Source organism: Pigmentibacter ruber (genome assembly GCF_009792895.1).
Classification (GTDB): domain Bacteria; phylum Bdellovibrionota_B; class Oligoflexia; order Silvanigrellales; family Silvanigrellaceae; genus Silvanigrella; species Silvanigrella rubra.
On the sequence record NZ_WSSC01000001.1, the window covers coordinates 90,149 to 115,724 of the forward strand.

The 25,576-nt window shown below is 25.7% G+C and carries 21 protein-coding genes; 9 read left to right on the forward strand and 12 right to left on the reverse strand.

Annotated features, from left to right (window positions below):
- The first annotated feature begins 39 nt into the window (after positions 1 to 39).
- Positions 40 to 1,329 (forward strand): type VI secretion system baseplate subunit TssK, encoded by a 1,290-nt coding sequence (tssK, locus tag GOY08_RS00405; protein WP_158996589.1) that lies wholly within the window; start codon positions 40 to 42, stop codon positions 1,327 to 1,329.
- 1 nt (position 1,330) lies between these two features.
- On the opposite strand, the gene GOY08_RS00410 is transcribed toward tssK, so the two are convergent.
- From GOY08_RS00410 to GOY08_RS00435, 6 genes are all read right to left on the reverse strand, one after another.
- The gene (locus GOY08_RS00410) at positions 1,331 to 2,533 is read right to left on the reverse strand and encodes a hypothetical protein (protein ID WP_158996590.1); all 1,203 of its coding nucleotides are present in this window, start codon (positions 2,531 to 2,533) and stop codon (positions 1,331 to 1,333) included.
- Positions 2,534 to 2,539: 6 nt separating this feature from the next.
- Entirely contained in the window at positions 2,540 to 3,763 is a 1,224-nt protein-coding gene (locus GOY08_RS00415; protein ID WP_158996591.1) for a hypothetical protein, read from the reverse strand.
- Positions 3,764 to 4,113: 350 nt separating this feature from the next.
- Positions 4,114 to 5,394, reverse strand: coding sequence for a hypothetical protein (locus GOY08_RS00420; protein WP_158996592.1), 1,281 nt, complete (start codon positions 5,392 to 5,394; stop codon positions 4,114 to 4,116).
- A gap of 98 nt (positions 5,395 to 5,492) precedes the next feature.
- Positions 5,493 to 6,767, reverse strand: a complete 1,275-nt coding sequence (locus GOY08_RS00425) for a hypothetical protein (RefSeq protein WP_158996593.1) — start codon at positions 6,765 to 6,767, stop codon at positions 5,493 to 5,495.
- Between the two features lie 98 nt (positions 6,768 to 6,865).
- Positions 6,866 to 8,101: a hypothetical protein gene (locus GOY08_RS00430; RefSeq protein WP_158996594.1), complete on the reverse strand. Its 1,236-nt coding sequence runs from the start codon at positions 8,099 to 8,101 to the stop codon at positions 6,866 to 6,868.
- 35 nt (positions 8,102 to 8,136) lie between these two features.
- Positions 8,137 to 9,375, reverse strand: a complete 1,239-nt coding sequence (locus GOY08_RS00435; RefSeq protein WP_158996595.1) for a hypothetical protein — start codon at positions 9,373 to 9,375, stop codon at positions 8,137 to 8,139.
- A gap of 351 nt (positions 9,376 to 9,726) precedes the next feature.
- Between GOY08_RS00435 and GOY08_RS00440 the strand changes: the two genes are divergently transcribed.
- The gene (locus GOY08_RS00440) at positions 9,727 to 11,637 is read left to right on the forward strand and encodes a fumarate reductase/succinate dehydrogenase flavoprotein subunit (protein ID WP_158996596.1); all 1,911 of its coding nucleotides are present in this window, start codon (positions 9,727 to 9,729) and stop codon (positions 11,635 to 11,637) included.
- Between the two features lie 12 nt (positions 11,638 to 11,649).
- On the opposite strand, the gene GOY08_RS00445 is transcribed toward GOY08_RS00440, so the two are convergent.
- The 4 genes from GOY08_RS00445 to GOY08_RS00460 all read right to left on the reverse strand — a co-directional run bounded on the left by GOY08_RS00445 (position 11,650) and on the right by GOY08_RS00460 (position 15,054).
- A complete protein-coding gene (locus GOY08_RS00445) occupies positions 11,650 to 12,471 on the reverse strand; it encodes an HNH endonuclease (RefSeq protein WP_158996597.1) in 822 nt (273 codons plus the stop codon).
- Entirely contained in the window at positions 12,468 to 13,211 is a 744-nt protein-coding gene (locus GOY08_RS00450; RefSeq protein WP_158996598.1) for an OmpA family protein, read from the reverse strand. Before GOY08_RS00450 ends, GOY08_RS00445 begins: the two co-directional genes overlap by 4 nt.
- Before the next feature lie 2 nt (positions 13,212 to 13,213).
- Positions 13,214 to 14,641, reverse strand: coding sequence for a hypothetical protein (locus tag GOY08_RS00455; RefSeq protein ID WP_158996599.1), 1,428 nt, complete (start codon positions 14,639 to 14,641; stop codon positions 13,214 to 13,216).
- 239 nt (positions 14,642 to 14,880) lie between these two features.
- Positions 14,881 to 15,054, reverse strand: a complete 174-nt coding sequence (locus GOY08_RS00460; protein ID WP_158996600.1) for a hypothetical protein — start codon at positions 15,052 to 15,054, stop codon at positions 14,881 to 14,883.
- 372 nt (positions 15,055 to 15,426) lie between these two features.
- On the opposite strand from GOY08_RS00460, the gene GOY08_RS00465 reads away from it, so the two are divergent.
- Positions 15,427 to 16,164, forward strand: coding sequence for a M12 family metallopeptidase (locus tag GOY08_RS00465; RefSeq protein WP_158996601.1), 738 nt, complete (start codon positions 15,427 to 15,429; stop codon positions 16,162 to 16,164).
- Positions 16,165 to 16,310: 146 nt separating this feature from the next.
- Here the strand turns inward: GOY08_RS00465 and GOY08_RS00470 are convergent, their stop codons facing one another.
- Positions 16,311 to 16,685, reverse strand: a complete 375-nt coding sequence (locus tag GOY08_RS00470) for a hypothetical protein (protein WP_158996602.1) — start codon at positions 16,683 to 16,685, stop codon at positions 16,311 to 16,313.
- Between the two features lie 276 nt (positions 16,686 to 16,961).
- Between GOY08_RS00470 and yiaA the strand changes: the two genes are divergently transcribed.
- The 5 genes from yiaA to GOY08_RS00495 all read left to right on the forward strand — a co-directional run bounded on the left by yiaA (position 16,962) and on the right by GOY08_RS00495 (position 21,705).
- On the forward strand, positions 16,962 to 17,363 hold the full coding sequence (gene yiaA / locus GOY08_RS00475; RefSeq protein ID WP_158996603.1) for an inner membrane protein YiaA: 402 nt from the start codon (positions 16,962 to 16,964) through the stop codon (positions 17,361 to 17,363).
- A gap of 420 nt (positions 17,364 to 17,783) precedes the next feature.
- Positions 17,784 to 18,881 (forward strand): leucine-rich repeat domain-containing protein, encoded by a 1,098-nt coding sequence (locus GOY08_RS00480; RefSeq protein WP_158996604.1) that lies wholly within the window; start codon positions 17,784 to 17,786, stop codon positions 18,879 to 18,881.
- 95 nt (positions 18,882 to 18,976) lie between these two features.
- Positions 18,977 to 19,555: a hypothetical protein gene (locus tag GOY08_RS00485; RefSeq protein ID WP_158996605.1), complete on the forward strand. Its 579-nt coding sequence runs from the start codon at positions 18,977 to 18,979 to the stop codon at positions 19,553 to 19,555.
- A gap of 193 nt (positions 19,556 to 19,748) precedes the next feature.
- Entirely contained in the window at positions 19,749 to 20,726 is a 978-nt protein-coding gene (locus tag GOY08_RS00490) for a hypothetical protein (RefSeq protein ID WP_158996606.1), read from the forward strand.
- Positions 20,727 to 20,808: 82 nt separating this feature from the next.
- Complete coding sequence (locus GOY08_RS00495) at positions 20,809 to 21,705, forward strand: hypothetical protein (protein ID WP_158996607.1); 897 nt, start codon at positions 20,809 to 20,811, stop codon at positions 21,703 to 21,705.
- On the opposite strand, the gene GOY08_RS00500 is transcribed toward GOY08_RS00495, so the two are convergent.
- The gene (locus GOY08_RS00500; protein ID WP_158996608.1) at positions 21,706 to 22,929 is read right to left on the reverse strand and encodes a hypothetical protein; all 1,224 of its coding nucleotides are present in this window, start codon (positions 22,927 to 22,929) and stop codon (positions 21,706 to 21,708) included.
- An 822-nt stretch (positions 22,930 to 23,751) separates the two neighbouring features.
- Between GOY08_RS00500 and GOY08_RS00505 the strand changes: the two genes are divergently transcribed.
- Positions 23,752 to 25,305, forward strand: a complete 1,554-nt coding sequence (locus GOY08_RS00505) for a leucine-rich repeat domain-containing protein (protein WP_158996609.1) — start codon at positions 23,752 to 23,754, stop codon at positions 25,303 to 25,305.
- Positions 25,306 to 25,576: the final 271 nt, after the last annotated feature.

Sequence of the window (25,576 nt, forward strand, 5' to 3'; positions counted from 1 at the left end):
TTGTTAGTTTAGCAACTAGCAACAAAATATGAGGTTATTATGACTATTGAAAACTATTCAAATCCAAATTACATAAAAATTGAAAATCATGATATATTATCTAAAAATAATGTTTTTAATTTGTTTAAAGTAGCTGAATTAAAAGGAAATATATTTTATAATTTTTTGTATCCAGATAATTACGGAATACATGCATTTGAAATTGATAAAAATGCACTAAGGAAAAAAATTTTTAAAATTAAAGAGATAGATTGTATTTTGTCTGATGGTAGCGTTTTCTACCATCGCTCAGCAATTGGAAAAACAATTGAAATAAATTTACAAAATATTGATCCCTTTGAAAATGATGGAAAATTTATTTATCTTTTAGTCGTAAATGCAGAACCCTCTTTTCAATCTGCGCAAAAAGAAATCATAAATTGCGATACTTCAATTTATACAGTTGAGAAAATTGTAAGTCTTTTAATCGACGATAAACCTCCTACCGAATGCGGGTATTTGCCAATAGCAAGGTTACAATTGACCACAGAAGGAATAGGTTTAGGGCAATTTCAACCTCCATCTTTAAATATTAAAAGTGATCAATATATTATGCAAAAACTTGAAGATGCTATGGAGCTTATTCAAAATAAATTTGCTATGATAAAACGCGAAATTGAAAATGATCGCTATGAATTAAACCCTAAAAAACATCAAGAAAATCTTACCAAAGTGAAATGTTTGAAGGACTCTTTAAATTATCTTGAATCTATCGCAAATAAAGACCAAGTGTTACCTATTCAAATGCATTTAACCTTAAATAAAATGATGGGTAGTGTAATAACTTTAAATCCTAGTTTGCCATTGGTTGAAGTCGCAAAATTTGATATTTTGCATTACAAAGAAATATTTCATGATGTTTTTAAAAACATGACAGATATATTAAATAAAGAAATTTCAGAGAAATATCGGTTATTATTTTTTACGAAAAAAGATGACTTTTTCTATCTAAGACTGCCTAAACAAAATTCCAATATATTTAAAGTTGCAATTAAAAAATCGGCAAGAATTTCTGATGCCCAACTTATGGAATGGATGCAAAATTCACTTGTTTGTGATAAATCAGAGTACCATTTTATGATTGAAAAACGTAGTTTAGGTTACGAAAGAAAATTTGAATTTGCTGATATTGAGACAAATTTAAAGAATGATTATATTTTTTATTCGGTTAAAGTTGCCCCAAGTGTTGCTGTTAATGACAATATATTAGTTATTTCCCAGAGCAGCATTCGTTTAGCTGTTTATGAGCCCGATGCAATTGCTTTATACTGGGAATTGAGTGGGAATTAATTTATTCATTTATTTTATTTAGAAGTTCATCAACCTTTTTAGATATTTTATCCTTATTATTATCATCTATAGCTAATTTTTCTATATCTTTTATCCCATTTTCAATTATATCAGTTAAATTTCTGTTTTTAATCACTTCTTTGACTTTATCCATTTTGACATATTCTTTAAATGCAATAATTTTTTCTTTAATTTCTGCCATGGTTGTAGTGGATGATTCTTTTATATTTTCTAATTTGTATTTTAGTTTTATTTCTTCTTCGTTACCAATTCTAATGGCATCATATTCAGTTATATTTTTTCCTTCGGCTTCAAAGATAAAGAAGTATACGTAAGTACTAAAATTTTTGTCCTTATCTGCATCCGGATTCCAATTTCTTTTGTTTGTATTTTTAGGTTTATCAAGCCAAGCAATTCCATTTTCGCATGGTTCTCCAGTACCTTTCTCGTATGTTTCTTTTAATTGATCAACAGTTGGTTTATTAAAATCAAGCATTGAAGAAACAATGCTATATTTAAAAAACTTACATTTTTCCCAATGGTCAAAATTCGCATTCCTTGTAATTGTAAAAATGTCTTTCCCATTTATTTGCGAGTAAATAACTTTTAGCTCTGCTTTTTTTACATCAATTATTTTTTCACTATTAATACCTAACTCATGATCACTAATGCTACCCTGTTCAATTTCTGCTTTGAGTGCCACTGCATTGGCTGAATAGTAAAATGTAACTTTATCTTCTACTCTTTTGCCGATGAAAAATAATGATTTATCACCGCTTTTACTAATAAATGCTATTTGTTCTGGTGGTAAACTTAAATCTAGTTTCTTTGTTTTTGGATTATTGCTTGTAGTTATTTTATATTCTGTTTTAGGGATATAAACTTCATTTTCTATTTCTACATTGTTTATTAATGCCTTACAGTTGGTATCTATTGGAAATTGGATTTTACTTTTGTCATTACTACCTGGAATAACTTTATAATCTGGATCTTTATAGTCATATGTATCACATGCTATGTTAAATGAAATAGGAAAAGAAACATCTTCATTTTTAGATTGACCTTTAACTTCAATACCTTTTGTACTAAAGCTGGCATAGATAGGTTTTTTTACATTGTCTTTGCCTTCTTTTTTGGAAACACCACAACTGTAAACGGCAAGTGCTGACAAAGTTGTTAACGTAAATAATTTTAAATTATGCATTGATAATTAATCTCCTGTGCTTTGTGGAATTGTATTTTTATAATTTGAAATTTTCGTACTTAAATCTTTTAAATTATCTTCAATATTCTTAATATTTGTTTTGATATTATCTATAAACTTAGAACTTTGAAATTTTGTATTTGCAACTTTTTTTTCTAAAAATTTGTATTTTAATTCGTAATCTAGTTTTATGCTTTCAGCTTCGCTTAGGTTAGAAGAATTAATTTCTTTAAAATCTTTAATTTTAGTAATAAGTTGATTTTTTGTATTTTCAGAAATAGAATCAATGAATTTGTCTTCTTTTTCTTTTTTAATTAGGCCATATTTTGGTAAATTAACATTGCTTGTATCTTTAAAAATAAGAAAAATATCTTTGTCTAATTCATCGTTTATTATTTTACTTGAATCACTGGTAAATGTTGTTGTCCCACTGTCAGTATCTATTATATATTTCTCGCAAGGAATACTGTCTGTATCATGATATGCCTTATCAATTTCATGTATTTGAACGGAATTAGAAATAAGCGCTTTGGTATTAAAATACACTTTGCACGATTGATCTGGTATTTTTTTAAAATCTAAAAGATACCAATACTCGGCATAGTCTTCTCGAATAATTCGCCAACCTATTCTACTGCCCACATTGGAAAGATCAATATTGCTTGCATGCTCTATTTTATCAAATTTTAATTTATGAATTTCATTATCAAACGCATATCCAGCATTTGTAGCCCCAAAAAATTCAGAGACATGTATATTAATTTTATTATTTTCAACCTTCAACATTAAAAATGCCGAAGCATTTTTGTGTTTATATAAAAATTGTTCGTTCTTGGATTTATAGGAAATTTTATTTTTGCTTGCTTCTGTATCAAGTTGCCAATTGGTACCTTGATAAGTGTATGCAATAGAATTAATTTCAAAGCTTATAATTTTGATATTGCAGTTGGTATCTAAAGGGATATCAATTTTAAAAGGTTTAGTCCCCCCTACAGTAAATGTATCGTGATAGCCCAAAGTTTTGCAGGACATTTCGATTGTCATAGGAGCATTGCTAGCTTTTAGATCTTTCGTACTAATGCTTGAAGACATGGCAACACTTTTGAATTCTGTAAGGGCAGATTTATTTTTGTCTTCTTTTTTTGCAACGCCACAACTGGAAGTGACAAAAGGCGTAAGAATACAAGAAATAATTATATTGCTTTTACTTGATTGAAAGGCATGGTGCATATGGATTCTCTTTGCTTTGATAAAAATTGTAACCTTGAAAAGCAAAATCATAAAATATGTAAATGCTTATTAAAGTTGATATTTAAGCATTATATTTAACTTTTTATTAATTAATACATATCAAAAAAATTTACAATCCAATTTTTAAATTTTAAATATCTAAAAAATTTGAAAAAGTGTTCTTAATTACATATTTTTTAGGGAAAAATAGAAGTGAAATATAAAAATATTTAACGTCCCAATTTTCTATGATTTTTTAAACGAAGGGAAATTTAAACAATTTCTATGGTGTTACTTTTCTAAGCAATTGCAAAATAATAAAGCAATTGCTATTTTGTGTTCTTTCATTTTTAAGGATTGCTAGAAGTTGGGTTTTCAATAGCATCTATTTTTTTCTTCACTTCATTCAATTTTTCTTCAAATTTTGTAATTAAATCTGGAGTATTTTTGTGTTCTGCTGATTCCTTTGCTCCTGCATATGCGTTTTTGATATATTCTAATTGCATTTTCCAAGAATTAAATTCTATTTTTACGTCAGCTAAATTTGCAGCTGTTATTTCTAGTATTTTATCTAAATAATTTTTCATACTAGTATAATCTTCTTTGAATGAATCAATATCCAAAGCTTCCTTATTTTTTAATTTAATTACATTGTATTGTGGAAGATTATTTTTTGTTTGATCTAGTTTTCTAAAAACTAAAAATACTTCTTTATAAAGATTATGATTGTATACTTTATCAGGAAACATACTACTTAAAGTTTTTCCTGCTTTATAAAGTTCATAAGCTTCAGTAAGATCAACAAAATTATTAAATTTGTTACAATTTTGTTTATCTTCAGTAAATATTTTCTCTAATTCTTGAATTTTTATTACTTCACCTAATATTATATTTCCGTTTCCTTTTTCATTGATATGTATTTTGCAATGTTCTTGAAAGAGAATATTTTTTGTATCAAAAGCATACCATCTGTCTCTTGTGCTATCTGGCTGTGGTGTAGTTGATCTCCAATACGTATATTTAAAACTCGAAATATCCAATTTTTGCGAAACTTGAATATCAGCAATTTTAATACTTTCATTGCTCGTTAAGACAGAAGTTTGGGTAGAAATATTGTCATTTTTAAATTCGGAAATATAAAAGCTTAAACTATTATTGTTATTCACAATTTTAAGAAAGGCAGAAGATTTTGCATGTAGATATAAAAAGTGTTTTTCATTTGCAGTAATGCTGACTGAAGATTTATTTGTACTACTTGAAGTAAGTTGTGTTTCACTCGCATTATAGGTAGCATCTTTGGTAAATTCATCTTCACCAATTTTAAATTTTTCAAGGCTTAAGCGGCAAGAAGTATTATAAGGAATATCGATATTTCCTTTTTTGGCATTTTTTACTTCAAAAGAATGGTTATAATTAACATTGTCACAATTCATTTTAAAAGAAAAATCATATCCTTTTTGTTCTGTTCCAGAAATACTGTTGCTAGAGCTAAAAGAAATAGATTTAAATTCACCTTTAGAAAATTTATTTTTTTCTTCTTTTTTGCCAACACCACAGCTAATTAAAATTAATGGCAACGTTAAGCACGTTAGTTTTATTGCATTGGTTTGAATAAGCGAGTGTTTTTTCATGTTAAATTCCTTTCAAAAGTATTGAATAAAATTAATTTGTTACTTTTCTAAGCAATTGCAAAATAATACTGCAATTGCTATTTTGTGTTCTTTAGTTTTTAAGGATTGCTAGGTGTTGGTTTTTCAAAAGCTTCTATTTTTTTCTTCACTTCATTCAATTTTTCTTCAAATTTTTTAATTAACTCTGGAGTATTTTTGTGTTCTGCTGATTCCTTTGCTCCTGCATATGCGTTTTTGATATATTCTAATTGCATTTTCCAAGAATTAAATTCTATTTTTACGTCAGCTACATTTGCAGCTGTTATTTCTTTAATTTCATCAAAATATTTACTCATCGTATTATATCGACCAGGATTTACACCTGCATCAATATTTTCTTTGTTACCTAATTTAATAATATTGTACAAAGGAAGATTTGATTGTGTTTGATCAAGTTTTCTGAAGACTAAAAATACTTCTTTGTATAAATACTCATTGTATTTTATATTTGAAAACTTAATTAAGAATTTTTCATTTGATTTTTTTGCTTCATTTGCTTCATTAAAATCAATAAATTTCGGAAAATCTTTGCAATTTAGCCCATTTTCAGTAAATATTTTTTCCAAGTCTTTAATAGTAGTTGTTTTACCTAATATTAATTTTTCGGTTCCTTTTTCATTGATATGTATTTTACAATGATCTTTAAAGAGAAGATTAGATTTATCAACTGCATACCAATATTCAGCCATTCTCTCGTCTACAGTTGCTCTCCAACTCGTATGATTAAATTTAGAAATATCTAATTTTTGCGAAACCTGAATATCAGCAATTTTAATACTTTCATTGCTCGTTAAGACAGAAGTTTGGGCAGAAATATTGTCATTTTTAAATTCGGAAATATAAAAGCTTAAATTATTATTGTTATTCACAATTTTAAGAAAGGCAGAAGATTTTGCATGTAGGTATAAAAAGTGTTTTTCACTTGCAGTTATGCTGACTGAAGATTTATTTGAACTACTTGAAGTAAGTTGTGTTTCACTCGCATTATAGGTAGCATCTTTGGTAAATTCATCTTCACCAATTTTAAATTTTTCAAGGCTTAAGCGGCAAGAAGTATTATAAGGAATATCGATATTGCCTTTTTTGGCATTTTTTACTTCAAAAGAATGGTTATAATTAACATTATCACAATTCATTTTAAAAGAAAAATCATAACCTTTTTGTTCTGTTCCTGAAATACTATTGCTAGAGCTAAAAGAAATAGATTTAAATTCACCTTTAGCAAATTTATTTTTTTCATCTTTTTTGCCAACTCCACAGCTAACTAAGATTAATGGCAAAGCTAAGCATGTTAATTTTATTGCACTGGTTTGAATGTGCGAGTTTCTTCTCATATTAAATTCCTTTCAAAAGTATTGAATAAAATTAATTTGTTACTTTTCTAAGTAATTGCAAAATAAAATTGCAATTACTATTTTGTGTTCTTTAGTTTTTAAGGATTGCTAGAAGTTGGTTTTTCAAAAGCTTCTATTTTTTTCTTTACTTCATTTAGTTTTTCTTCAAATTTTTTAATTAACTCTGGAGTATCTTTGTGTACAGGAGAATCTTTAGCTCCGGCATAGGAGTTTTTCATGTACGCTAATTGAGCATTACGAAACGATAATTTACTTTTAATTTCTTCTAAATTACTTTCAGTAATATTATCAATTTTGCTTAAGGTATTATATAAATGTATATTACTTTCATTATCTAATTGTTCTTTTGATTTTATTTTAAGAACATTAAATTGGACGATGCTAGGTTTTAGTTGGTCTTGTTTTTTAAATACTAAAAATACTTCTTTATTAAGATGGGGATTGTATGGGATTTTTTCAATATCTTTTTTTCCAAGAGTTTTTATGTCATTAAATTCTTTAAAACCTTTACAATTTTGAGTACTTTTTTCAAAAGATTTTTCTAACTGTTCAATATTAACACTTTCTCCTAAAATTAAATTTCCGCTCCCTTTTTCATTGATATGAATTTTACAATGACTATCAAAAAGAGGATTTTCAAAATCAATATAGTAGTAGTAATCTGCTGTATTTTCATTCTTTGCACTTCTAAAATTATTAGTTGTTAAGGTCGAAATATCCAATTTTTGCGAAACTTGAATATCAGCAATTTTAATACTTTCATTGCTCGTTAAGACAGAAGTTTGGGCAGAAATATTGTCATTTTTAAATTCGGAAATATAAAAGCTTAAATTATTATTGTTATTCACAATTTTAAGAAAGGCAGAAGATTTTGCATGTAGGTATAAAAAGTGTTTTTCACTTGCAGTTATGCTGACTGAAGATTTATTTGAACTACTTGAAGTAAGTTGTGTTTCACTCGCATTATAGGTAGCATCTTTGGTAAATTCATCTTCACCAATTTTAAATTTTTCAAGGCTTAAGCGGCAAGAAGTATTATAAGGAATATCAATTTTCCCTTTTTTGGCATTTTTTACTTCAAAAGAATGGTTATAATTAACATTGTCACAATTCATTTTAAAAGAAAAATCAAAACCTTTTTGTTCTGTTCCGGAAATACTGTTGCTAGAGCTAAAAGAAATAGATTTAAACTCACCTTTAGTAAATTTATTTTTTTCTTCTTTTTTGGCAACGCCGCAGCTAACTAAAATTAATGGCAACGTTAAGCATGTTAGCTTTATTGCATTGGTTTGAATAAGCGAGTTTCTTCTCATATTAAATTCCTTTTCAAGCTATTAAATATAAATAATTAATTGTTTTTAAATTCATCCATTTTATTTTTTAGTATGGTTAACTGAACTTCAAATTTTTCAATCAATGCACTTGTAAACTCATGAATTTTAGAATCTTTTGCTCCTTCGTAACTATTTTTTATGAATTCCAAAATTTTTGTTTGATGATTATATTGATTTTCAACTAGGGTTAGATTTTCAGGTGTTTTATTTAAAAATGCATAACTACGATTGATTGCTTGAAGTTGTTGTAAATCACTGTTGTTAATTTCTTTGTCTATTTGCTCTTTTGTTTTTATTTTAATCAATCCAAAATTAGGAACAAGACTATCTACTTCTTGTTTTTTAAAAACTAGAAAAACTTCTTTATTTAAGTATTCGTTATATTTTATTAAAGTATTTTCATCTATTTTAATTTTACCTATATTCATTTTTATTAAAGTATTAAAATCTAGAAAATAAGGAAATTCAGAGCAATTTATTTCACTTTCAGTAAATACTTTTTCTAAATTATGAATACGGTAAGGTGCTTGTAATCTAAAATTATTGTTTTTGTTGACATGAACTTTACAATTATTTTTAAATTCAGTGTTAGATTTATCTACCGCATATCGATAATCAGCCTCTTGTGCCGAATTGATTGAGCGCCAAGCAAGATTTTTTGAAAGAAAATCTTTTAAATTTAATTCTTTTTTATGATGGCTCTGGTCAATTTTAATACTTTCTAAATTTGTTAAAACTGATGGATATTCATTTAAGTTACTTCCCTTAAACTCCGAAATATAAATACTTAAATTTTTATCAGTTTGCGAAATGATTAAAAACGCTGAGTCCTTTAAATTTTGGTAGAGATATTTTGCATTCTGCAACGTGATATTGGGTTGATTTTTAATACCTGTATCTACTAATATTTGTTTATCTGTATGTTTATTATCAATAGAGTATATAGTTTCATTTATATTGAATTTATCTATATTTATACTACAATTATCATAACTTGGTAGTTCTAGATGAGAAGAACCGCTTGTAATATCTAATTCTTTTTTAAGTTTAGAAATTTCGCATTGTAGTGAAATTTTTAGTTTAACATTAGTTATTTTTGAATCTGTTGAGTTAAAATTAGATTGAAGTGAAAAATTTATATTTTCACTTGATTTATTTTCAGGCTTAGTTTTCTTCCCACAACTGACAATTGATAAAGCAGACAGAGTTAATGATAAGATTTTAATAATAGAAGGTATTTTAATTTCTGGCATTGGGAGGTCTCATTTACGTACAAGTTATAAACTATTAGATAAACTAAAATTTATCTAATAAATTAAATTAATTTTAAATAATATATAATAAAATAAAATTCAAACATTTTGTAAAAAAATTAAATATCTATAAATTATAAAATTATTAAGTAACAAAACATTTTTTAGGAGTAATAAATATAAGGTAAAATAGAGTATTAGACTGATTTGCGAATTTAAATGAAAATAATTCTCAAGTTTGCTTTATTTAATTATATTATATAAATAATAATTAAGAAAATGATGTTTCATTTTCTTAATGGTAATCATAGTTAAGCTAATGACTAAATTGTTATTATATAGGAATTTGTGATGTTAAAAAATAATGTACCAAATGGACATTTAGAAGACAAATGGAACAAACAGGTTTTTGAAAGCAAATTGGTTAATCCTGCCAATCGCAAAAAGTTTTCAATACTTGTCGTTGGTACTGGATTGGGAGGTGCATCTGCAGCCTCATCTTTGGCTGAAGCAGGATATAAAGTAACAGCATTTTGTCTACAAGATTCTCCTAGGCGCGCACATTCAATTGCCGCACAGGGTGGTATTAATGCAAGTAAAAATTATAAAAATGATGGTGACTCCGTTTATCGCTTTTTTTATGACACAGTCAAAGGTGGTGATTATCGTGCGCGGGAAGCTGGGGTTTATAGGCTTGCGCAATTGTCAGGAAAAGTAATTGATCATTGTGTTGCATCTGGAGTTCCTTTTGCCAGGGAATATGGAGGAATGTTAGACAATCGTTCCTTTGGTGGAACGCAAGTACAACGCACCTTTTATGCAAAAGGCCAAACAGGACAACAATTGTTACTTGGTGCTTATCAGGGAATGATGCGGCAAGTTGCAGAGAAAAATTTAAGAGTACATTATCGCAAAGAAATGCTTGATCTTATAGTCGTTAATAATAAAGCACGTGGTATTGTGGTGCGTGATTTAGTAACAGGTGAAATTGAAAGTTATTGTGCAGATGCTGTTGTTCTTGCAACAGGTGGTTATGCAAACTTATTTTATTTATCAACCAACGCCAAACCTTCGAATGCAAGTGCAATTTGGCGTGCGTATAAAAGAGGAGCTGGTTTTGCAAACCCTTGTTTTACGCAAATTCATCCAACTTGCATTCCGATTGCTGGTAGCGAACAATCTAAATTAACGTTGATGTCAGAATCATTAAGGAACGATGGAAGAATATGGGTTCCTCGCCTAGCAAATGATAAGCGTTCTCCCATAGAAATTGCAGAAACCGACAGAGATTATTTTTTAGAACGTATTTACCCAAATTTTGGAAACTTAGTACCTAGAGATGTCGCTTCTCGTGCTGTAAAAAGAATTTGTGATGATGGTTTTGGAATAGGGCAGTCAGGACTAGCTGTTTATTTAGACTTTAAAGATAAAATTCATACTCAAGGCAAAAAATCTTTAGAAGATAAATATGGTAACTTGTTTCAAATGTATGAAAAAATTGTAGGTGATGATCCCTATAAAGTACCTATGAAAATTTATCCTGCTATTCATTATACTATGGGTGGTTTATGGGTAGATTATAATTTAATGTCGAATATTCCTGGTTTGTTTGTCTTAGGCGAAGCAAATTTTAGTGAACATGGAGCGAATCGCTTAGGTGCCAACGCTTTGTTGCAAGGCTTAGTTGATGGTTACTTTATTTTGCCTGTCACTTTGGGAAATTACTTAGCCAGTACAAATATTGAACCTATGAAACAGAATGAAGTTGATGTTAGTAGTTATGTTAATGAAAATACTCAAAGGATAGAAAAACTTTTGCAAATTAAAGGAAATACCCTCGCCGATAATTTTCACGAACAATTAGGAAAACTAATGTGGAATGCATGTTCAATGGCAAGAACTAAAGAAAAATTACAGCATGCATTAGAAGAAATTCCAAAAATTAAAGCAGCCTTCTGGAATGATTTAAAATTACCAGCAACTGCAAACACATTGAATCAAGAGTTAGAAAAAGCAAATAGAATAGCAGACTATTTTGAACTTGCAGAATTAATGTGCCGCGATGCTTTAGCCAGAGAGGAATCATGTGGTTCTCATTTTCGTGAAGAGTTTCAAACAGAAAATGGCGATCCACAAAGAAATGATAAAGAATTTTGCCATATTGCTTGTTGGGTAACAAATGGTGAGAATAAAGTACCTGAAAGAATTACAGAGCAATTAGAGTTTGAATACTGTAAGCCAGCGCAAAGAGATTATCGCTAAAGTAATATTTTTCTAGTTGAACTTTTTTTTTAACTTTAGAAAGTTTTCATACATAATTTCTTTTTTCATGTGTTCATGGCTAGGTTTGTTGGAATGGCATTCATAGCAGAGTGTTTGTAAATTACTTTTACTATTATCATTCCTTTCTCCATTTATATGATGCACATGCAAAAAACTTAAATGTTCTTTTTCTCCCAAATAAATATTACATTCTTCACACTTAAAATTTTTAGATTTTTTGGTCTTAAAGCTTATTTCAGACCAATTTGAGGTGTAGTAGTTCAAAGGAGCCATATCGGATGTATATTTAGGTTTACTTTTAACAAGATCTTTCGGAAATTTTTCATAGAACTTTTTTAGTGTAAATTCTCCGTCATTCCAATTAATATTCTTTAAGCAATAAGTACATACTTTCAAATTTACTAATGTAGCTTTCACCTCCCCGTTTTCAATTTCATTTATATGAAACATTTCATCTTCTCTTGTATGAATAACAAATCGGTTTGATTTGTTTTTTTGACGAAAATTTTTAACAGTATCACATTCTGTAATATGATATTTTGGATACTTATAGTTTTCTTTTTTAATATACTCTCTAATGTATAAAACTACTCTTTTATTATTTGCATATATTAAAGTATTATCATTATTTTTTATAACTAAGTCAAAATTCTCAATTTGTAAAATATTATCTTCTAAATTACTTTTAAAAAAATTAATTTGTATTGGCGTATTTTTTTTTAAATTAAATTTAAAATCTTCTTGAACAGAAATGTTCAATTTATTAATAAGATTTTGCAACGGAGGAAATTGGTGAAAATCAATAAGTCTCATTTTATTTTTTCCAAACAATTTTTTGCTTGATTTTTTGTAAAGCTTTCTAATTCACAAGCAATTTTAGGATCTGGTAGTAAGTTAGTTTTGAATTCTACTCTTTGCGAAGCTAAAAAATCAATCTCATTGTTACTTTCTTTTTTGATAGGTCTTGATGATGAAAGTCCATTTGCAGTTAGTTTCTCTTTAAGCCATTTAAAATTATTTTTATTTTGAATAATAGGAGAATTAATTGATAAAATAAATTCAAGTGTAGACCTTGCTCTAGCTTGTGACAAAGCCATATTTTTAATATAAGCATCTAAATCACTTTTTGCATCTGACCAATAGGGTGAAGTATGTCCTTCAATTCGTATTTCTAAAATATATTTTTTATAAGGTTCTTTTAGTAATATTGAAAGATACTTTGGGAAAAAATCAGTTAAATATTTTTTGAATGATTCATTCAGTTCATGACTGCCTGTATGAAAAGAATTTCCAGGAAATCTAAAATCTGTATTTCCTAGATAAATAGCACCATATTTTGATGATTCATTTGCAAAATTTTTACTAAAATCACTTGCCAAATCAGTTCTTGCACCTTGAAAATCTTGGGCTAATTGAATGGCAACTTTAGCTCTTGATTGTAGCTCAATGATACAAATTAATGATAAAAGGAGAAACACACACATTAAACCAGTCATCATATCGCTTAAAGGAATCCAATGGGATTGTTTAGATTCAGAATTTTCAGATAGCATTATTAATTCACCCTATTGATATTTTCAGGTTTGATTTCTTCGATAGCGTGTAAAATATTTTTAAAATTATCAGTTATAGATGAATTAATAGTAGAGTAGTCACTAACGAATTTTTCAGATAAAGATGCCATTAAACGTCCTAGGGTTTCAAGAGATTTGTTTAGTTCTGTCTCTAATGCAGTATCTAATATTTTTACTTTATTAGCCATATCTTCTGTAATTTGTTTCACATGTGAAGATAATTCTTTTTGATTTATTTTTACCGTCTCAGTAAGAATTTCCTTCATTTCATTGTGCGTATTTTGTAAACCTAAAACTAATGTTTTTTCATGCGACTCTATGGTAGAAAAAATTCGTTGCATATTTAAGTCAAGATTAGATATTAAATCATTCGTTTTTTTAGAAAATTCAGGCACAATATTACTGATAGGTATGATAGCATCTGATAAGTTTTTATGAGCTTGCATAGCAGAATGAAAATTTTGCTGTAAATTTTCTATCATAGAATTAAATTCGTTTGAAATATTGCTCAATATTTTTGTATTTGTAGCTATTTCAGAAAAATATTTTGATGCCAATTGCATATCTTCAGTCATTTGTGTTTGTGAGATACGCATTATAGCTAGTTCATCTTTGTATTGATTTTGCCAACTAACTAAATCTTTTACTGCATAATTAAGTTCTTTAAAATTTTCTCCAAATTGACTAGTTATATTTGTATTAAAATCTTTTACAACTTTATTAAGAGCATCAATAATTGTACTTGAACTGCTTTTAACTAATTGATCTGAAAAATTAGATAAGTTTTTAATAACTTCATTCATTTTTTGTTCAACGGAAATATTTTGCTTAGAAAAGCAAAGATTAACTTCATTTCTAAGTAATTTTAATTCATCTACAATAGCAATATTACTATTTTGAGTTAAATTTTCATTTAAATTTTTAAATTCATTTATTAATACACTCATGTTGTTTTTATTTTCTGCTAATTTCTCTTTTTCAGAAATACTCTTGTGCTTAAATTTAATAACTAATGCTGCAATTACGCCTACAGCCGATGAAATAAAGGAAAGAGTAACACTAGTTATGATTGAAGGTATTTTAGAAAAAAGATCTGCATTTTCTTTTTCAAGTATAGACATTTTTGCAATTGGAAAGAAACCAAAAATTAGACCAATAAAGCAACCTGCTATACCAATAGTCGTAAGAACTTCTGGAGCATGAGATTCAGTAAATTTATCAAAATTATTGAAAAATGAAAAGCAAAGATAAAATATTAATAGTGTTGTCATTAAAGTGATAGCTAAATGAAGTGTTGTGAAAATATCAATTTTAATAATTATTGCAAAAATTATTAGAAAAAAAATAGGTAAAAAGAAAAATAAAAAATTTTTTTTATTAACTTCAAAATTTAAATATTTAATAATCACTTAATAATGTCCTCTAAAATAAAATATGCTTCCCAAAAAATATTAAGTTAATAAGGAAATACTATAATTCCTATTACATCTTTATTAATCTATATCGTAAATTCCTATTTTACAATTTTATTAATTCATAAAAAAATTTCTATGATTATTTCATTTTTTGAAATATCTATTTTATTATAATTAAAGACCTCATTATCTAAAAAATATTGAAATTTATTTACATTAAATAAATTTAGAAGCTAAGATAATATATTATTACTTGATTTTAATGAATTTGACTTTTCATTACTATTAATAACAGTTATTTTTTCATTTATTTTTAAAGAGGCTAGTTTATTTCTTTTTAAAAATAATGTGTATGGACAAAAAAATAAGCAAAGGATAGGTATATAAAATTTGTAAAAAGTATGCATAATTACTCCAAAAAATTATTTAATATCCTATAATAAAAATATTTCAAGTTCCTAAAAAATTATTTTTTTCTTACGTATCTTCTTATAAAGTAGAAAAAAAATAGAATATTTCTAACGTATTATCTAATAATTTAAATTTATTGATTAATTTTATTTAATTTTTATTAATAAATTTAATTTCTTATAGTTAGAAATTTATCTATCCTAAAAAAATAATTTTGAATTAAAAATATCTATAAAATATTTATCTTTTATTAATTGCAATTTATTATAATTTAAAATAGAGAAATTTTACTTGCATTAATTATATTTTGTTGAGCAAGATTTTTTCATAAAATTTAATATTATTGTTTAATTTTAAAGAGGTATTTAGTGAAGAATATATTTAAATATTTTATCTTACTTAATTTTTTTATTATTTGTTTTAGTGGAAATGCATATTATTCAGAGGAAAGAAACATAATTCAGAAATCAGCTCCAGTTGAACAAACAAGTTTTTGGCCAAGTGGTATTGTTTACTATATAATTGATGATGTATTTACAATGGAAGATAAAGAAAAAATACGGCATGCTATGGATGAAATTTCTTCAATTAATGAAAGAATTCGCTTTGAACCACGTGAAGACCAAATATACGGATGTTCTTCTTTTCCACCAAAATGTTATGGGTATGCAAATGCCAATCAGCCCAATTACATTCACATTGTAAAAAATGGTTGGTGTTGGAGTTATGTAGGAATGATAGGTGGAAAACAAGAATTATCTCTTGGTTTTTCTAATACTAAGACGTGTCTTACTCATGGTACTATTTTGCATGAATTGATGCATGCACTAGGATTTCATCACGAGCAATCAAGATTTGATAGAGATCAATTTATAAATATAGATGATTCCAATATTGAGGATGATGATAAAAAAAACTTTAAGAAAAATGAGCAACACACTACTCGCTTTGGAGAATACGATTTTCAATCAATAATGCATTATGGTAGTTATGATTGTGCAAAAGACACAAAAAAACCAGTTTTGTCGAAAAAAGATGGCAGTTTGTTAACGAAAAATTACAAACTAAGCGAAGAAGATAAAAAAGCTTTACTTTTAGCTTACTAAATTTCCTTTAAAATTTAGAAGTAGTATTTCTGAATTTTAGAATAATATTTATTTTATTTAATCCAATTCTTAGAAAAAAAGTAAAAATTAAAGGAATAAAATTATTATAAATTGATCTAAAAAAACATTTTACATACTCAATATATTTATGCATTAAATCCACATTTTTTTTCTATTTCAGAAGAATAATTTTTATCTTTTATTTCATTTAAGTAATACTTTTGTTTGCTGTCAAGAAATTCAATGGATAAATTTGGATACATATCAATGTTAATAAGAGTTTTATAATTCAAAAAGCTTACTTGAATTTTAGATTCATCAATAAATTTATACTTATGAAATTTCTTTTCAACAATATTAATATCTTTTATGCTTACAACGCATGTTTTTAAATCAGAGATGTTAAAAAAATAAAAAGTAGGGTTTTTATTTTTTTCACTTTCAACTTCCCAAATTTTATAGCGAATATGATTAGCAATGGTTGCTGAATGGCTTTTTTTATTTACAGTATTGTTTTTCATATTACTGCTTCCCTTTGAGCCGCAGCTTGCAATGAAAAGAAGTAATAAACTTGAAACGTACTTTTTATTAATCATTTTAATCCTTTAAGAGTTTATTGTTTAAAAAATAATTATTATTTAAACACGTTCCTAAATATCTCGTATTTTTAATGATGAAAAGTAACTAAAAAAATATTTTTTAATGAGTGATTATCTAAAAAATATGCTTTAATAATAATTTTGTAGTTTTTTAAATTTGCAGTATAGATTTTTATTCTTCATTCATGTGGAGGTATCATGGAAAAGAAAGAAGTATCAACGAATTCATTTACAATTGCATCTTGGGGATGCTTAATAGTAGGCTTTGGTAGCTATATGATTGGCTTAACAAATGCAACTATCCAGTTTAATGAAAAAGGTTATTTTTTTGTTATATTAATGTTTGGTTTATTCTCAGCTGTTTCTTTACAAAAATCTGTGCGCGATAAAATGGAAGGATACCCTTCTAGTCAAGTCTATTTGGCAACTTGTTGGATTTCATTTTCTATCTCAATTCTATTGCTTGGAGTTGGTTTATTTAATGCGCAGTTGACTTTAAGTGAAAAGGGTTTTTATATTATGGCATACTTGCTTTCGTTATTTGCGGCTATAGCAGTTCAAAAAAATACCCGTGATTTAAAAAAAGTTGAAGAACGATAATTTTTTTGATTGCACAGAAACTAATTTTTGATTTGTACTAATCTATATTATATACTCTATTTACTATGAGATATTTTAAACATCCTAAAAAAATATGAAAATATTTATTTTACTCTTTTTATAGTATTGTTACTTAGCAACATGTAAATTTTTATACTGCAATACTTGCTAAAATATAGTGCATATGTAACCTGTTGTTTTTTATAGTTTTGCACTTAAATTAGGAAATGTTTTAATTTTTAAAGTGTATGAAAAAAAAGCAATAATAAAAATTTATTATAAAATTTTTATATAATTTTAAAAATATAATAAAAATAAAAATAAGTAAGTTTATTTATCATCTTGCTACTTATTATAATAGACTAAAAATCTATTTTAGAAAAAACTCATAACAACTTTCCCTAAAATTAAGGAGCTAAAATGTTTGAAAAAATTGTAAAAGCTAATTTATCTTTCTTATTTTTAATTTCATTTTCATCATATGCTCAACCGAATGACTTTGAACTTGAATTTATTCCAAAATTATCGCCACCGCATTTTTCAAATAAAAATTATGCTCAAGATAATGAAGTTGTTTATATTATTGATGAAGGCACTGGGCATTTAAAGGCCAAGATAGCAAAAATAAAGGGCGTTGATACCACTGGTGGAGTGGATGAGGAAGCTGATAAATTAATTGATTATCGAATTAAACTATCAACTCCATCGAATAGCAATTTGGCAGTTAATTTGGATCAGGCTATTCAACAAAATTCAAAATGCAGTGAAATTCAATTTTCATTTGGAAGTTCTTACGCCTATATCTCAAGATTACCAAATATACTAGATACAGCAATTTTTTGCTCTTTTAATATAAATGCAGATGGTAGAACTATTAAAAAAATAAGTTTTTTATTGAATTACTCTTATAAAAAATGGTGCAATTTAAGTACCGGAACTGAAGCCTCGAAAACAGCTAGATTAGTGAGTAGTACCTGTGATGCAAACACAGTAAAAAATTTAACAGTATTTGAAAAAACAAGTGGTCAAATTAAAGATATTAGTGCACTTTCAGGACTGGTAAAATTAAAAAAACTTAATCTTAGAGCCAATTTAATTGAAAACTTACCAACTGGAATTTTTTCAAAACTAAAAAACTTAGAATCTCTTGTTTTATGGGAAAATAAAATAACAAAATTTGAGGAAAATGTATTTCAGTACAATACAAATTTAACTTACTTAGACATTGATGACAATAAAGTCTATTTGCTACCAAAGGGAATATTTTCAACACTAGTGAATTTATCTACTTTAGACATTAGGCGGATGGCTTTAAGAAGTATAGATAGTGAAATTTTTAGGAATAATGTAAAATTATATACATTACATCTTCATCTAAATAGTCTCACGAATCTTCCTGCAAATATTTTTGATAATTTAACGAATATAAACTCTATAGATGTTGATGAAGGTGCAATAACAAATTTAAATGAACTCCGCTCTAGACAAAATAATAGACTAAGAAATATCATTAAATAAAAATAACAAAATTTTGAACTAATTATTAAATTTTAGAATTAGATAAATATATTTAAAATGTAGTTAATTTATTTCTAAAATTATTAAGGATTTTTATGTCAGCACTTTCATACAATAATGAATCATTCATGCAAAATAAACTATATTATAAATTTGTAGATCTTAAGGCAATATATGAAAATGAAAAATTTTTTTACAATTTGCCAAAAGAAGTACAATCTAAAATATCTTTTCTTTTGGAATTTTCAAATCTAAATTCTGTCACATTAAATTTTCTAGGGAAAATTTCTGGGATTGATATTTCTGATTTTAATTTTGAGCATTTTATGAAGTCTAGTAAACAAAATTATATTTTTTCAGAAGTTTTAGAAAATATTTTGGAATTAAGTAATATAGAAGTTTATCATATAGATAATGAAAGTACTTTTAATGGGAAATACCAATTAAACGATATTATTATTGCAGAAAAAATTTATTCAACTCAAATTTCATTTGCGGCAGCAGATTACATTGTGCGACATAAAAAGACAAAACTGAAAGAAGTTCTTTCAATCAGTAGATTGAACAATAAGTATTATTTAGAATATTATTCTAAGAATGAAACTTCAATTCTATCTCAAAATGAAATGAATAATTTTGAGATTGGACTAGTAAAAATGATATTTAAACCATAGATTTATTTTCCATTAAAATAATTTTTTTGGCTAAAAAATCTAAACATCTATTTCTACTAAAAATTTCTAATATAAACAAAAAGTTAAAAATTCTAATTGCACAAAAAGATACATATTAAAAAAAATTGCAATTTTGTATCTTTTTATGTAATTCATAAAATGTAGTTAAGAATTTTTTTAGAAGGAGAACATTATGAAAAATAAATTATCATTATTAGTACTATCAGCTTTTTCAATAGTAGGTTGTGGCAAAACTGAGTCTGTTAAACAATCCGAAGATAATGACAAAAGTTTTATAGCTGATATGCAAGTTTCAACTAGTGCTACAATTACTCAAGAAATGATTAATAAACTGGTTGTTTATGGAAAGTATTCAAACTGTAGAGATAAAACTGCAAGCGATACGTGGCAAATATCACAGAATTTATCTACATCAAATCTTATCGTAAAAAAAGGTGATACAAATTGTCGTATATATGTAACAGGTTTTAGCCTATTTCAAAATAATACTTTAACCCGTTATAATGATGTTAATACTACGGGACTTGTTGCAAACCAAGATTTTGGAACTACTGCAGCAGTTTTTGCTGCTGGACAAGGGAATGTTGACAAATTATATACTTTTGCAAAAATTACACCTGCTGACTTTTCAGCAAAACCAACATTATCTATACACATCACAAGCGTTAAAGATGGTGGTGTTTCAACTTTAGCAAGTATTAAAGATGTCTTTGTTGTAGAGCAAAATAATTTAAATATAAATATGCTTAAAGGGCCAAATTTTAAAATAGAAAATACTAATTTTAAAGCTTATGTTGATAAAGATGATTCTGCAATTAGTTTACAAGGAAATCTTGTATTTAAAAATCAAGAAAATGTTGTATTTGAAAGATTGGATATTGCTATTATACCAGGCTCTGAGTCAACAAATACATTTGAAGAAATAGCTAGTAAATTCAAATTTCCTAATTCATGGGAAATAAGTTCTTCTATACATAATTCATTTGTAATTTCAGGGAGCACCGTGCATGATAAAGCTAAAATTCCGGCTAATTGGACTAATGTAAACTTAAATAATTTATCAGCAAAAATTATTTTAAGAGAAAAGAAAACTATCAATGCTAAAGAAGTTTATAGTTACCAAGTTTTCAATCTAACAGTAAGTAAATAATATAATGTGCTATTTTTAGCACATTATATCTAATGTATATTTAATAAAGAAAAAAAAGAAATCCATTATAAAAGAGAATAAAATGAAAATCTGTATCAATAAAATGGTAGTTTTTATTTTTCTACAAATTATTGTCAGTTGTGGAAAAGTAAATAAAAAAGATACAAATAAAAATTCAAATTCTACTAATGTATCCCTATCGTTTCAAAACCAAGTGTCAAATAGAAATGAATACAATTTATTAATTGAAGGAACCAGTTCACCTAGCTGCAATCCCTATTCTTCTGAAAGAAGTTGGAAATTGGGAATGGGCGAATATACAGCATTAAGTAATTTAATTATTAAAAATTATGATGAATGTGATTTGTCTTTGAGCAAAATTACATTGAAAGATAAAATAAAAAATATTGAGTATAAAACAGAATTTAAAGATAACAAAAGTATATCAAAATTTTTTCAAGAAATAGATAGTTTCAGAATAACTGCTAAAAATAATGAGGAATTATTCATTAATATAAATTTAAGCTCAGAAAGTCAAAAGAAAATACCAAAAATAAATGTTATTGTTCGCAATACAATGGTTTATAATTTAGAAATAAAGTCAACTGAATTAGATAATAAATTAAAAGCTGTTGGGAATAATGGGACTTATAACTATTTGGGTAATATAAAAATTAAGGCAGATGAAAATATAAAAGAATACTTTCTTTATAAGTCAAGAGAAGAAGATGAAGACCTACTTATTGATGAACTAAATGAAAGATATAGGAATACAAATTTCCAAGTAAATAAGAAAATTTTAAATTCACCAAAAAAATCTGTCACAATTTTTGCAGATTACTTTATAGAAAGTAATATCTTGCCACTAAGTTATCCACAAAATGGGCAACCTAGTAGATATGTGAATGAAGCTTTAGGAAAGTATAAACTAATTCTATTAACTACATCTAATAAGTATATTTCATACGATTTACTTTAGTTAAATTTTTCTTCGCATGAACTCTATAGGCGCAATGAAATCGACCTGTACATTATGAATACATGGCTCTATTTCATTTTCTAAATTAACAGCATGCAAATTGTAAATACTTTTTTCAAAATTAATTGGTAATGACAATCTTCGAACAAATAATTTATCATCAATAGTTTTTACAATTACATCAGTATTCGCATAATTTTTAAATAAATTACTATCTCGTATTATTTTTCCTCCAACATAATCACCACAATTATAAATAGGCTTCATGTTCTGTCCTGAAATTTTTACTAAAACAATATTTTTGTTATTATCAATATAAGACAATAGTTCTTGAACTATAGATTCATCATTTGAGTCGAATTCTATTGAATTTATTTCTTTGTCAAGATTGTGCTCTAGCCTTAATGAATTAGTAATTTTACTAAATTTATCATTAGAATTATTTGTAGCAAGCATTTCGCCAATACCATAACGAATCCATATTGGACTGATGTCATTATTATATTTTTGATAAATATTTATAAGCATATCAAGATTTGTTTCTTTAATTGTTCTAATTCCATTTTCCCAACTTTTTAAAGAAATTTCTGGAATATTGTATTTTTTTTCTAAATCAGGTCTTGATAAGTTTAAAAATTTTCTAATGCGAAGAATTCTATCAGCTAATTCTTTGGTATTAATTTCAGTATTATTTTTGTTTATCATAATTTCAAATTCCAACATATTTTTATTTGAATTAAAGTAAATATAGAAAAATATTTTGCAAATATTTTTTAACATATTTTTATTGCAGTTAATAAAATTTAAATGATTTTTTGCTGATTCAATAAAATTTAAGTTATTTTTTTTACTTGAATGGAAGCTGCATGTAAAAATTTTTTTATCCATTTTAAATCTAAATGAAAATCCCTTTCCCAGAGAATGTTTCATTTGCATAGTAGAATTAAAACCATAATTGTTTAAATCATCTAGTAAATCGTGTATAATTATTGAATTTTTTGTTTTCAAAATGCATGAAGAAAAAGTATCAAATTTAAGAAGATGATTTTTTTCTAAATAGTCATCCCATTTTGTATTATTTGTTAATATTTCTCCTTTATTGGAAAATTGATCATGTATGGCAATAGTAAAGTTGTTGTAGTTAATTAATGGACTTATCTTTTCACAAAATTGGTGAAATATTTTTTTTCTTGAAACTTCTTTTATTGGAATAAAACTGTACATTATTTTCTCCTGGAGTACAATAGTTTTCAAATTTATGAACAAGAAAATATGAATTTGAAAAACATAATCCAATAATGGATTAAGCCTCTTATAAAGCAGTAATTTTTTTAATTCAATATATTTTTGTTTTGCCTCATATTTAATTGAATAATACTGAAGCTATTTTTCTTAATAGCATGTTTTTATTAAATTTGTACTATTTAGTTAAAAGTAAATCATATTTTTTTATTTTTTTGTAACTAACTTCTTTTTAAGTATAAAATTAAGTAATATTTTTCTTTAAATTATGTCTTCTATAAATATGTAAGTAAATTTAAAATTATCTATTAAAATATAAAGGCTCTCAATTTCAAAAAGGATTAAAAGTTATATTTTAAGATAGAATTTTATAAATTAATAATTATTAAATTGTTTTCAAATAAATTCTATTTAATTTAAAAATTATGTTAATATTTCTTTATTAAATGAAAATATAAAATGAATAATTCTAAATTAAATATCTAAAAAATATTCAAAAATAACAGATTTTAAAAATTTTTAGTGATGTTAAAGAACATTTTATTATAAAATTATAAATTTTTTTTAAGAGGTATAATTTTAAAATATTTAGTAATTTCAATATATTTATTTTTGTTTGCAAGTTTTTATTTTTATTTTGAGTTCAATTTAAGCAAAGTTAAATATTTAATATAAATAAATTTAAATATTTTTTTGACATTTATAATTTAGTATTAGTATTTAAGAAATATAGTTTGTACTAAAGCAAACAAGGATAACTATTTCAGAGAACCACATTTTCTAATTATTTTAATAGGAGTTAAAATGCTAAAAAAATTATTAAACATTAATTTACTTATACCCTTTTTGTATTCCATTTCTGTCTATGCAAACAATCAAAATGATTTTGAAATGTATATTGAACCTAAACCTACAAAACAGCCTATTTCCAAAAAAAGTTTTGCGGATGACAATGAAATAATTTACATTATTGAGAATAAAAATGGGAATGGTAATTTGAGTGCTAAGGTTGCAAAAATTAATGGTGAAATAACAACAGGTGGTATAGATGAAGAAACTTCTAAGCTTTCAGATTATAAAATACAAATTCCTAGAATACAAAATGCTTTTCCCACAATAGTATTAGATGCAACTACTACTCAAGATACTAAATGTAATGAAGTTTTATTTTCAATAAAGCAGGGCTATGCTTTTATCTCTCAATTGCCAAATTCTATAGATGCTGCAACCTATTGCTCTTTTAATGTTAAAATGGGAGATGTACTCATTAAAAAAGTCAGTTTTTTAATGAACTATTCATATAAAAAATGGTGTTCATTAAACACAGGTTTAGAAGCAACAAAAACAGCTAGAAAAATAGATAGTGACTGTAATACGAGTAATGTTAAATTAATACGTTTATTAAATTTAGATGGAGAAAATCTTGATTCTAAAATAAAAGATATAAGTCCTATTACTTCATTAAAATCAATTCAAGGATTATTTCTTGGGGATAATTTAATAAATAACATTCCAGTAAATGCTTTTTTGCAATTAAAACAACTTGAATGGTTAGATCTTTATTCAAACAATCTTGAAAATTTAGATAATTCTATATTTTCTACTAATAAAATATTGAGAGGTATTAGTCTTGCAGATAATAAGTTAAATAAATTACCAACCAATATTTTTTCTAATTTACAAGAGCTTCAAGAACTTATTTTAGATAGGAATGAATTAGAGAATTTAGGCGAAGATATTTTTAAAAATAATTCTAAATTAAAAGAACTTTATATTTCTGGCAATAAATTATACTTTTTACCTAAAAATACTTTTAAAAATTTAAGAGACTTGGAAAAGCTTTATCTATCTCAAAATAAATTTACTTTACTTGATGCTGATATTTTTAGTAATAATATAAATTTGAAAGAATTAAGCTTAGAAGGGAATCAGATATCTGAATTACCAAAAGAAATTTTTTCAACATTGATAAATTTAAATTATCTTTCTCTTTTATCAAATAAGATTGAATCTTTAGATAATGAGTTATTTATTTATAATAGCAATATTAAAAAATTAAGCTTGGATATGAATAAAATAAAATTATTGCCGAAAACGATTTTTTCAAATCTAACTAATTTAGAACGTTTAAGTATGTATGATAACAAATTAGAGCATTTAGATCCTGAAGTATTTCAAAATAATACTAAATTGAAAAAACTTACATTGAATGAAAATAAATTACAAATTTTACCGCAAAATGTTTTTAAAAGTTTAGTTAATTTAGAAGAATTAGATTTACGTTCAAATTTTATTTCCAATTTAGAAGAAATATTTAGAAACGATGAAAGATTAAGAAATATTACCCAAGTAAGATAGTTGAATACTTTTTTTTGGGTAATTTTAGTTGAATACGTTTTGGAAGTTACGATCATGATTACATTAAGAATAAGTCAGAAAATTCTTTTTTAGAAGATGCATATATGGAAGCAAAATAAAGGGATTTTTTCTTTAATATTACCTTGAAAATCGTATAAATAATTTCAAAAAAATTCATATAAATCTAAAGAATATAAGAAATTAAAATTTAATTAAATTTATATTGTTGATTAATATTAATTTAATTAATTTTTTTTATGATTGCATGAAA

Excerpts from the sequence above, each read along its gene's own strand:
- tssK (WP_158996589.1), top strand. The coding sequence starts at position 40 with ATGACTATTGAAAACTATTCAAATCCAAATTACATAAAAATTGAAAAT.
- GOY08_RS00410 (WP_158996590.1), bottom strand. The coding sequence starts at position 2,533 with ATGCATAATTTAAAATTATTTACGTTAACAACTTTGTCAGCACTTGCC.
- GOY08_RS00415 (WP_158996591.1), bottom strand. The coding sequence starts at position 3,763 with ATGCACCATGCCTTTCAATCAAGTAAAAGCAATATAATTATTTCTTGT.
- GOY08_RS00420 (WP_158996592.1), bottom strand. The coding sequence starts at position 5,394 with ATGAAAAAACACTCGCTTATTCAAACCAATGCAATAAAACTAACGTGC.
- GOY08_RS00425 (WP_158996593.1), bottom strand. The coding sequence starts at position 6,767 with ATGAGAAGAAACTCGCACATTCAAACCAGTGCAATAAAATTAACATGC.
- GOY08_RS00430 (WP_158996594.1), bottom strand. The coding sequence starts at position 8,101 with ATGAGAAGAAACTCGCTTATTCAAACCAATGCAATAAAGCTAACATGC.
- GOY08_RS00435 (WP_158996595.1), bottom strand. The coding sequence starts at position 9,375 with ATGCCAGAAATTAAAATACCTTCTATTATTAAAATCTTATCATTAACT.
- GOY08_RS00440 (WP_158996596.1), top strand. The coding sequence starts at position 9,727 with ATGTTAAAAAATAATGTACCAAATGGACATTTAGAAGACAAATGGAAC.
- GOY08_RS00445 (WP_158996597.1), bottom strand. The coding sequence starts at position 12,471 with ATGAGACTTATTGATTTTCACCAATTTCCTCCGTTGCAAAATCTTATT.
- GOY08_RS00450 (WP_158996598.1), bottom strand. The coding sequence starts at position 13,211 with ATGCTATCTGAAAATTCTGAATCTAAACAATCCCATTGGATTCCTTTA.
- GOY08_RS00460 (WP_158996600.1), bottom strand. The coding sequence starts at position 15,054 with ATGCATACTTTTTACAAATTTTATATACCTATCCTTTGCTTATTTTTT.
- GOY08_RS00470 (WP_158996602.1), bottom strand. The coding sequence starts at position 16,685 with ATGAAAAACAATACTGTAAATAAAAAAAGCCATTCAGCAACCATTGCT.
- yiaA (WP_158996603.1), top strand. The coding sequence starts at position 16,962 with ATGGAAAAGAAAGAAGTATCAACGAATTCATTTACAATTGCATCTTGG.
- GOY08_RS00480 (WP_158996604.1), top strand. The coding sequence starts at position 17,784 with ATGTTTGAAAAAATTGTAAAAGCTAATTTATCTTTCTTATTTTTAATT.
- GOY08_RS00485 (WP_158996605.1), top strand. The coding sequence starts at position 18,977 with ATGTCAGCACTTTCATACAATAATGAATCATTCATGCAAAATAAACTA.
- GOY08_RS00490 (WP_158996606.1), top strand. The coding sequence starts at position 19,749 with ATGAAAAATAAATTATCATTATTAGTACTATCAGCTTTTTCAATAGTA.
- GOY08_RS00495 (WP_158996607.1), top strand. The coding sequence starts at position 20,809 with ATGAAAATCTGTATCAATAAAATGGTAGTTTTTATTTTTCTACAAATT.
- GOY08_RS00500 (WP_158996608.1), bottom strand. The coding sequence starts at position 22,929 with ATGTACAGTTTTATTCCAATAAAAGAAGTTTCAAGAAAAAAAATATTT.
- GOY08_RS00505 (WP_158996609.1), top strand. The coding sequence starts at position 23,752 with ATGCTAAAAAAATTATTAAACATTAATTTACTTATACCCTTTTTGTAT.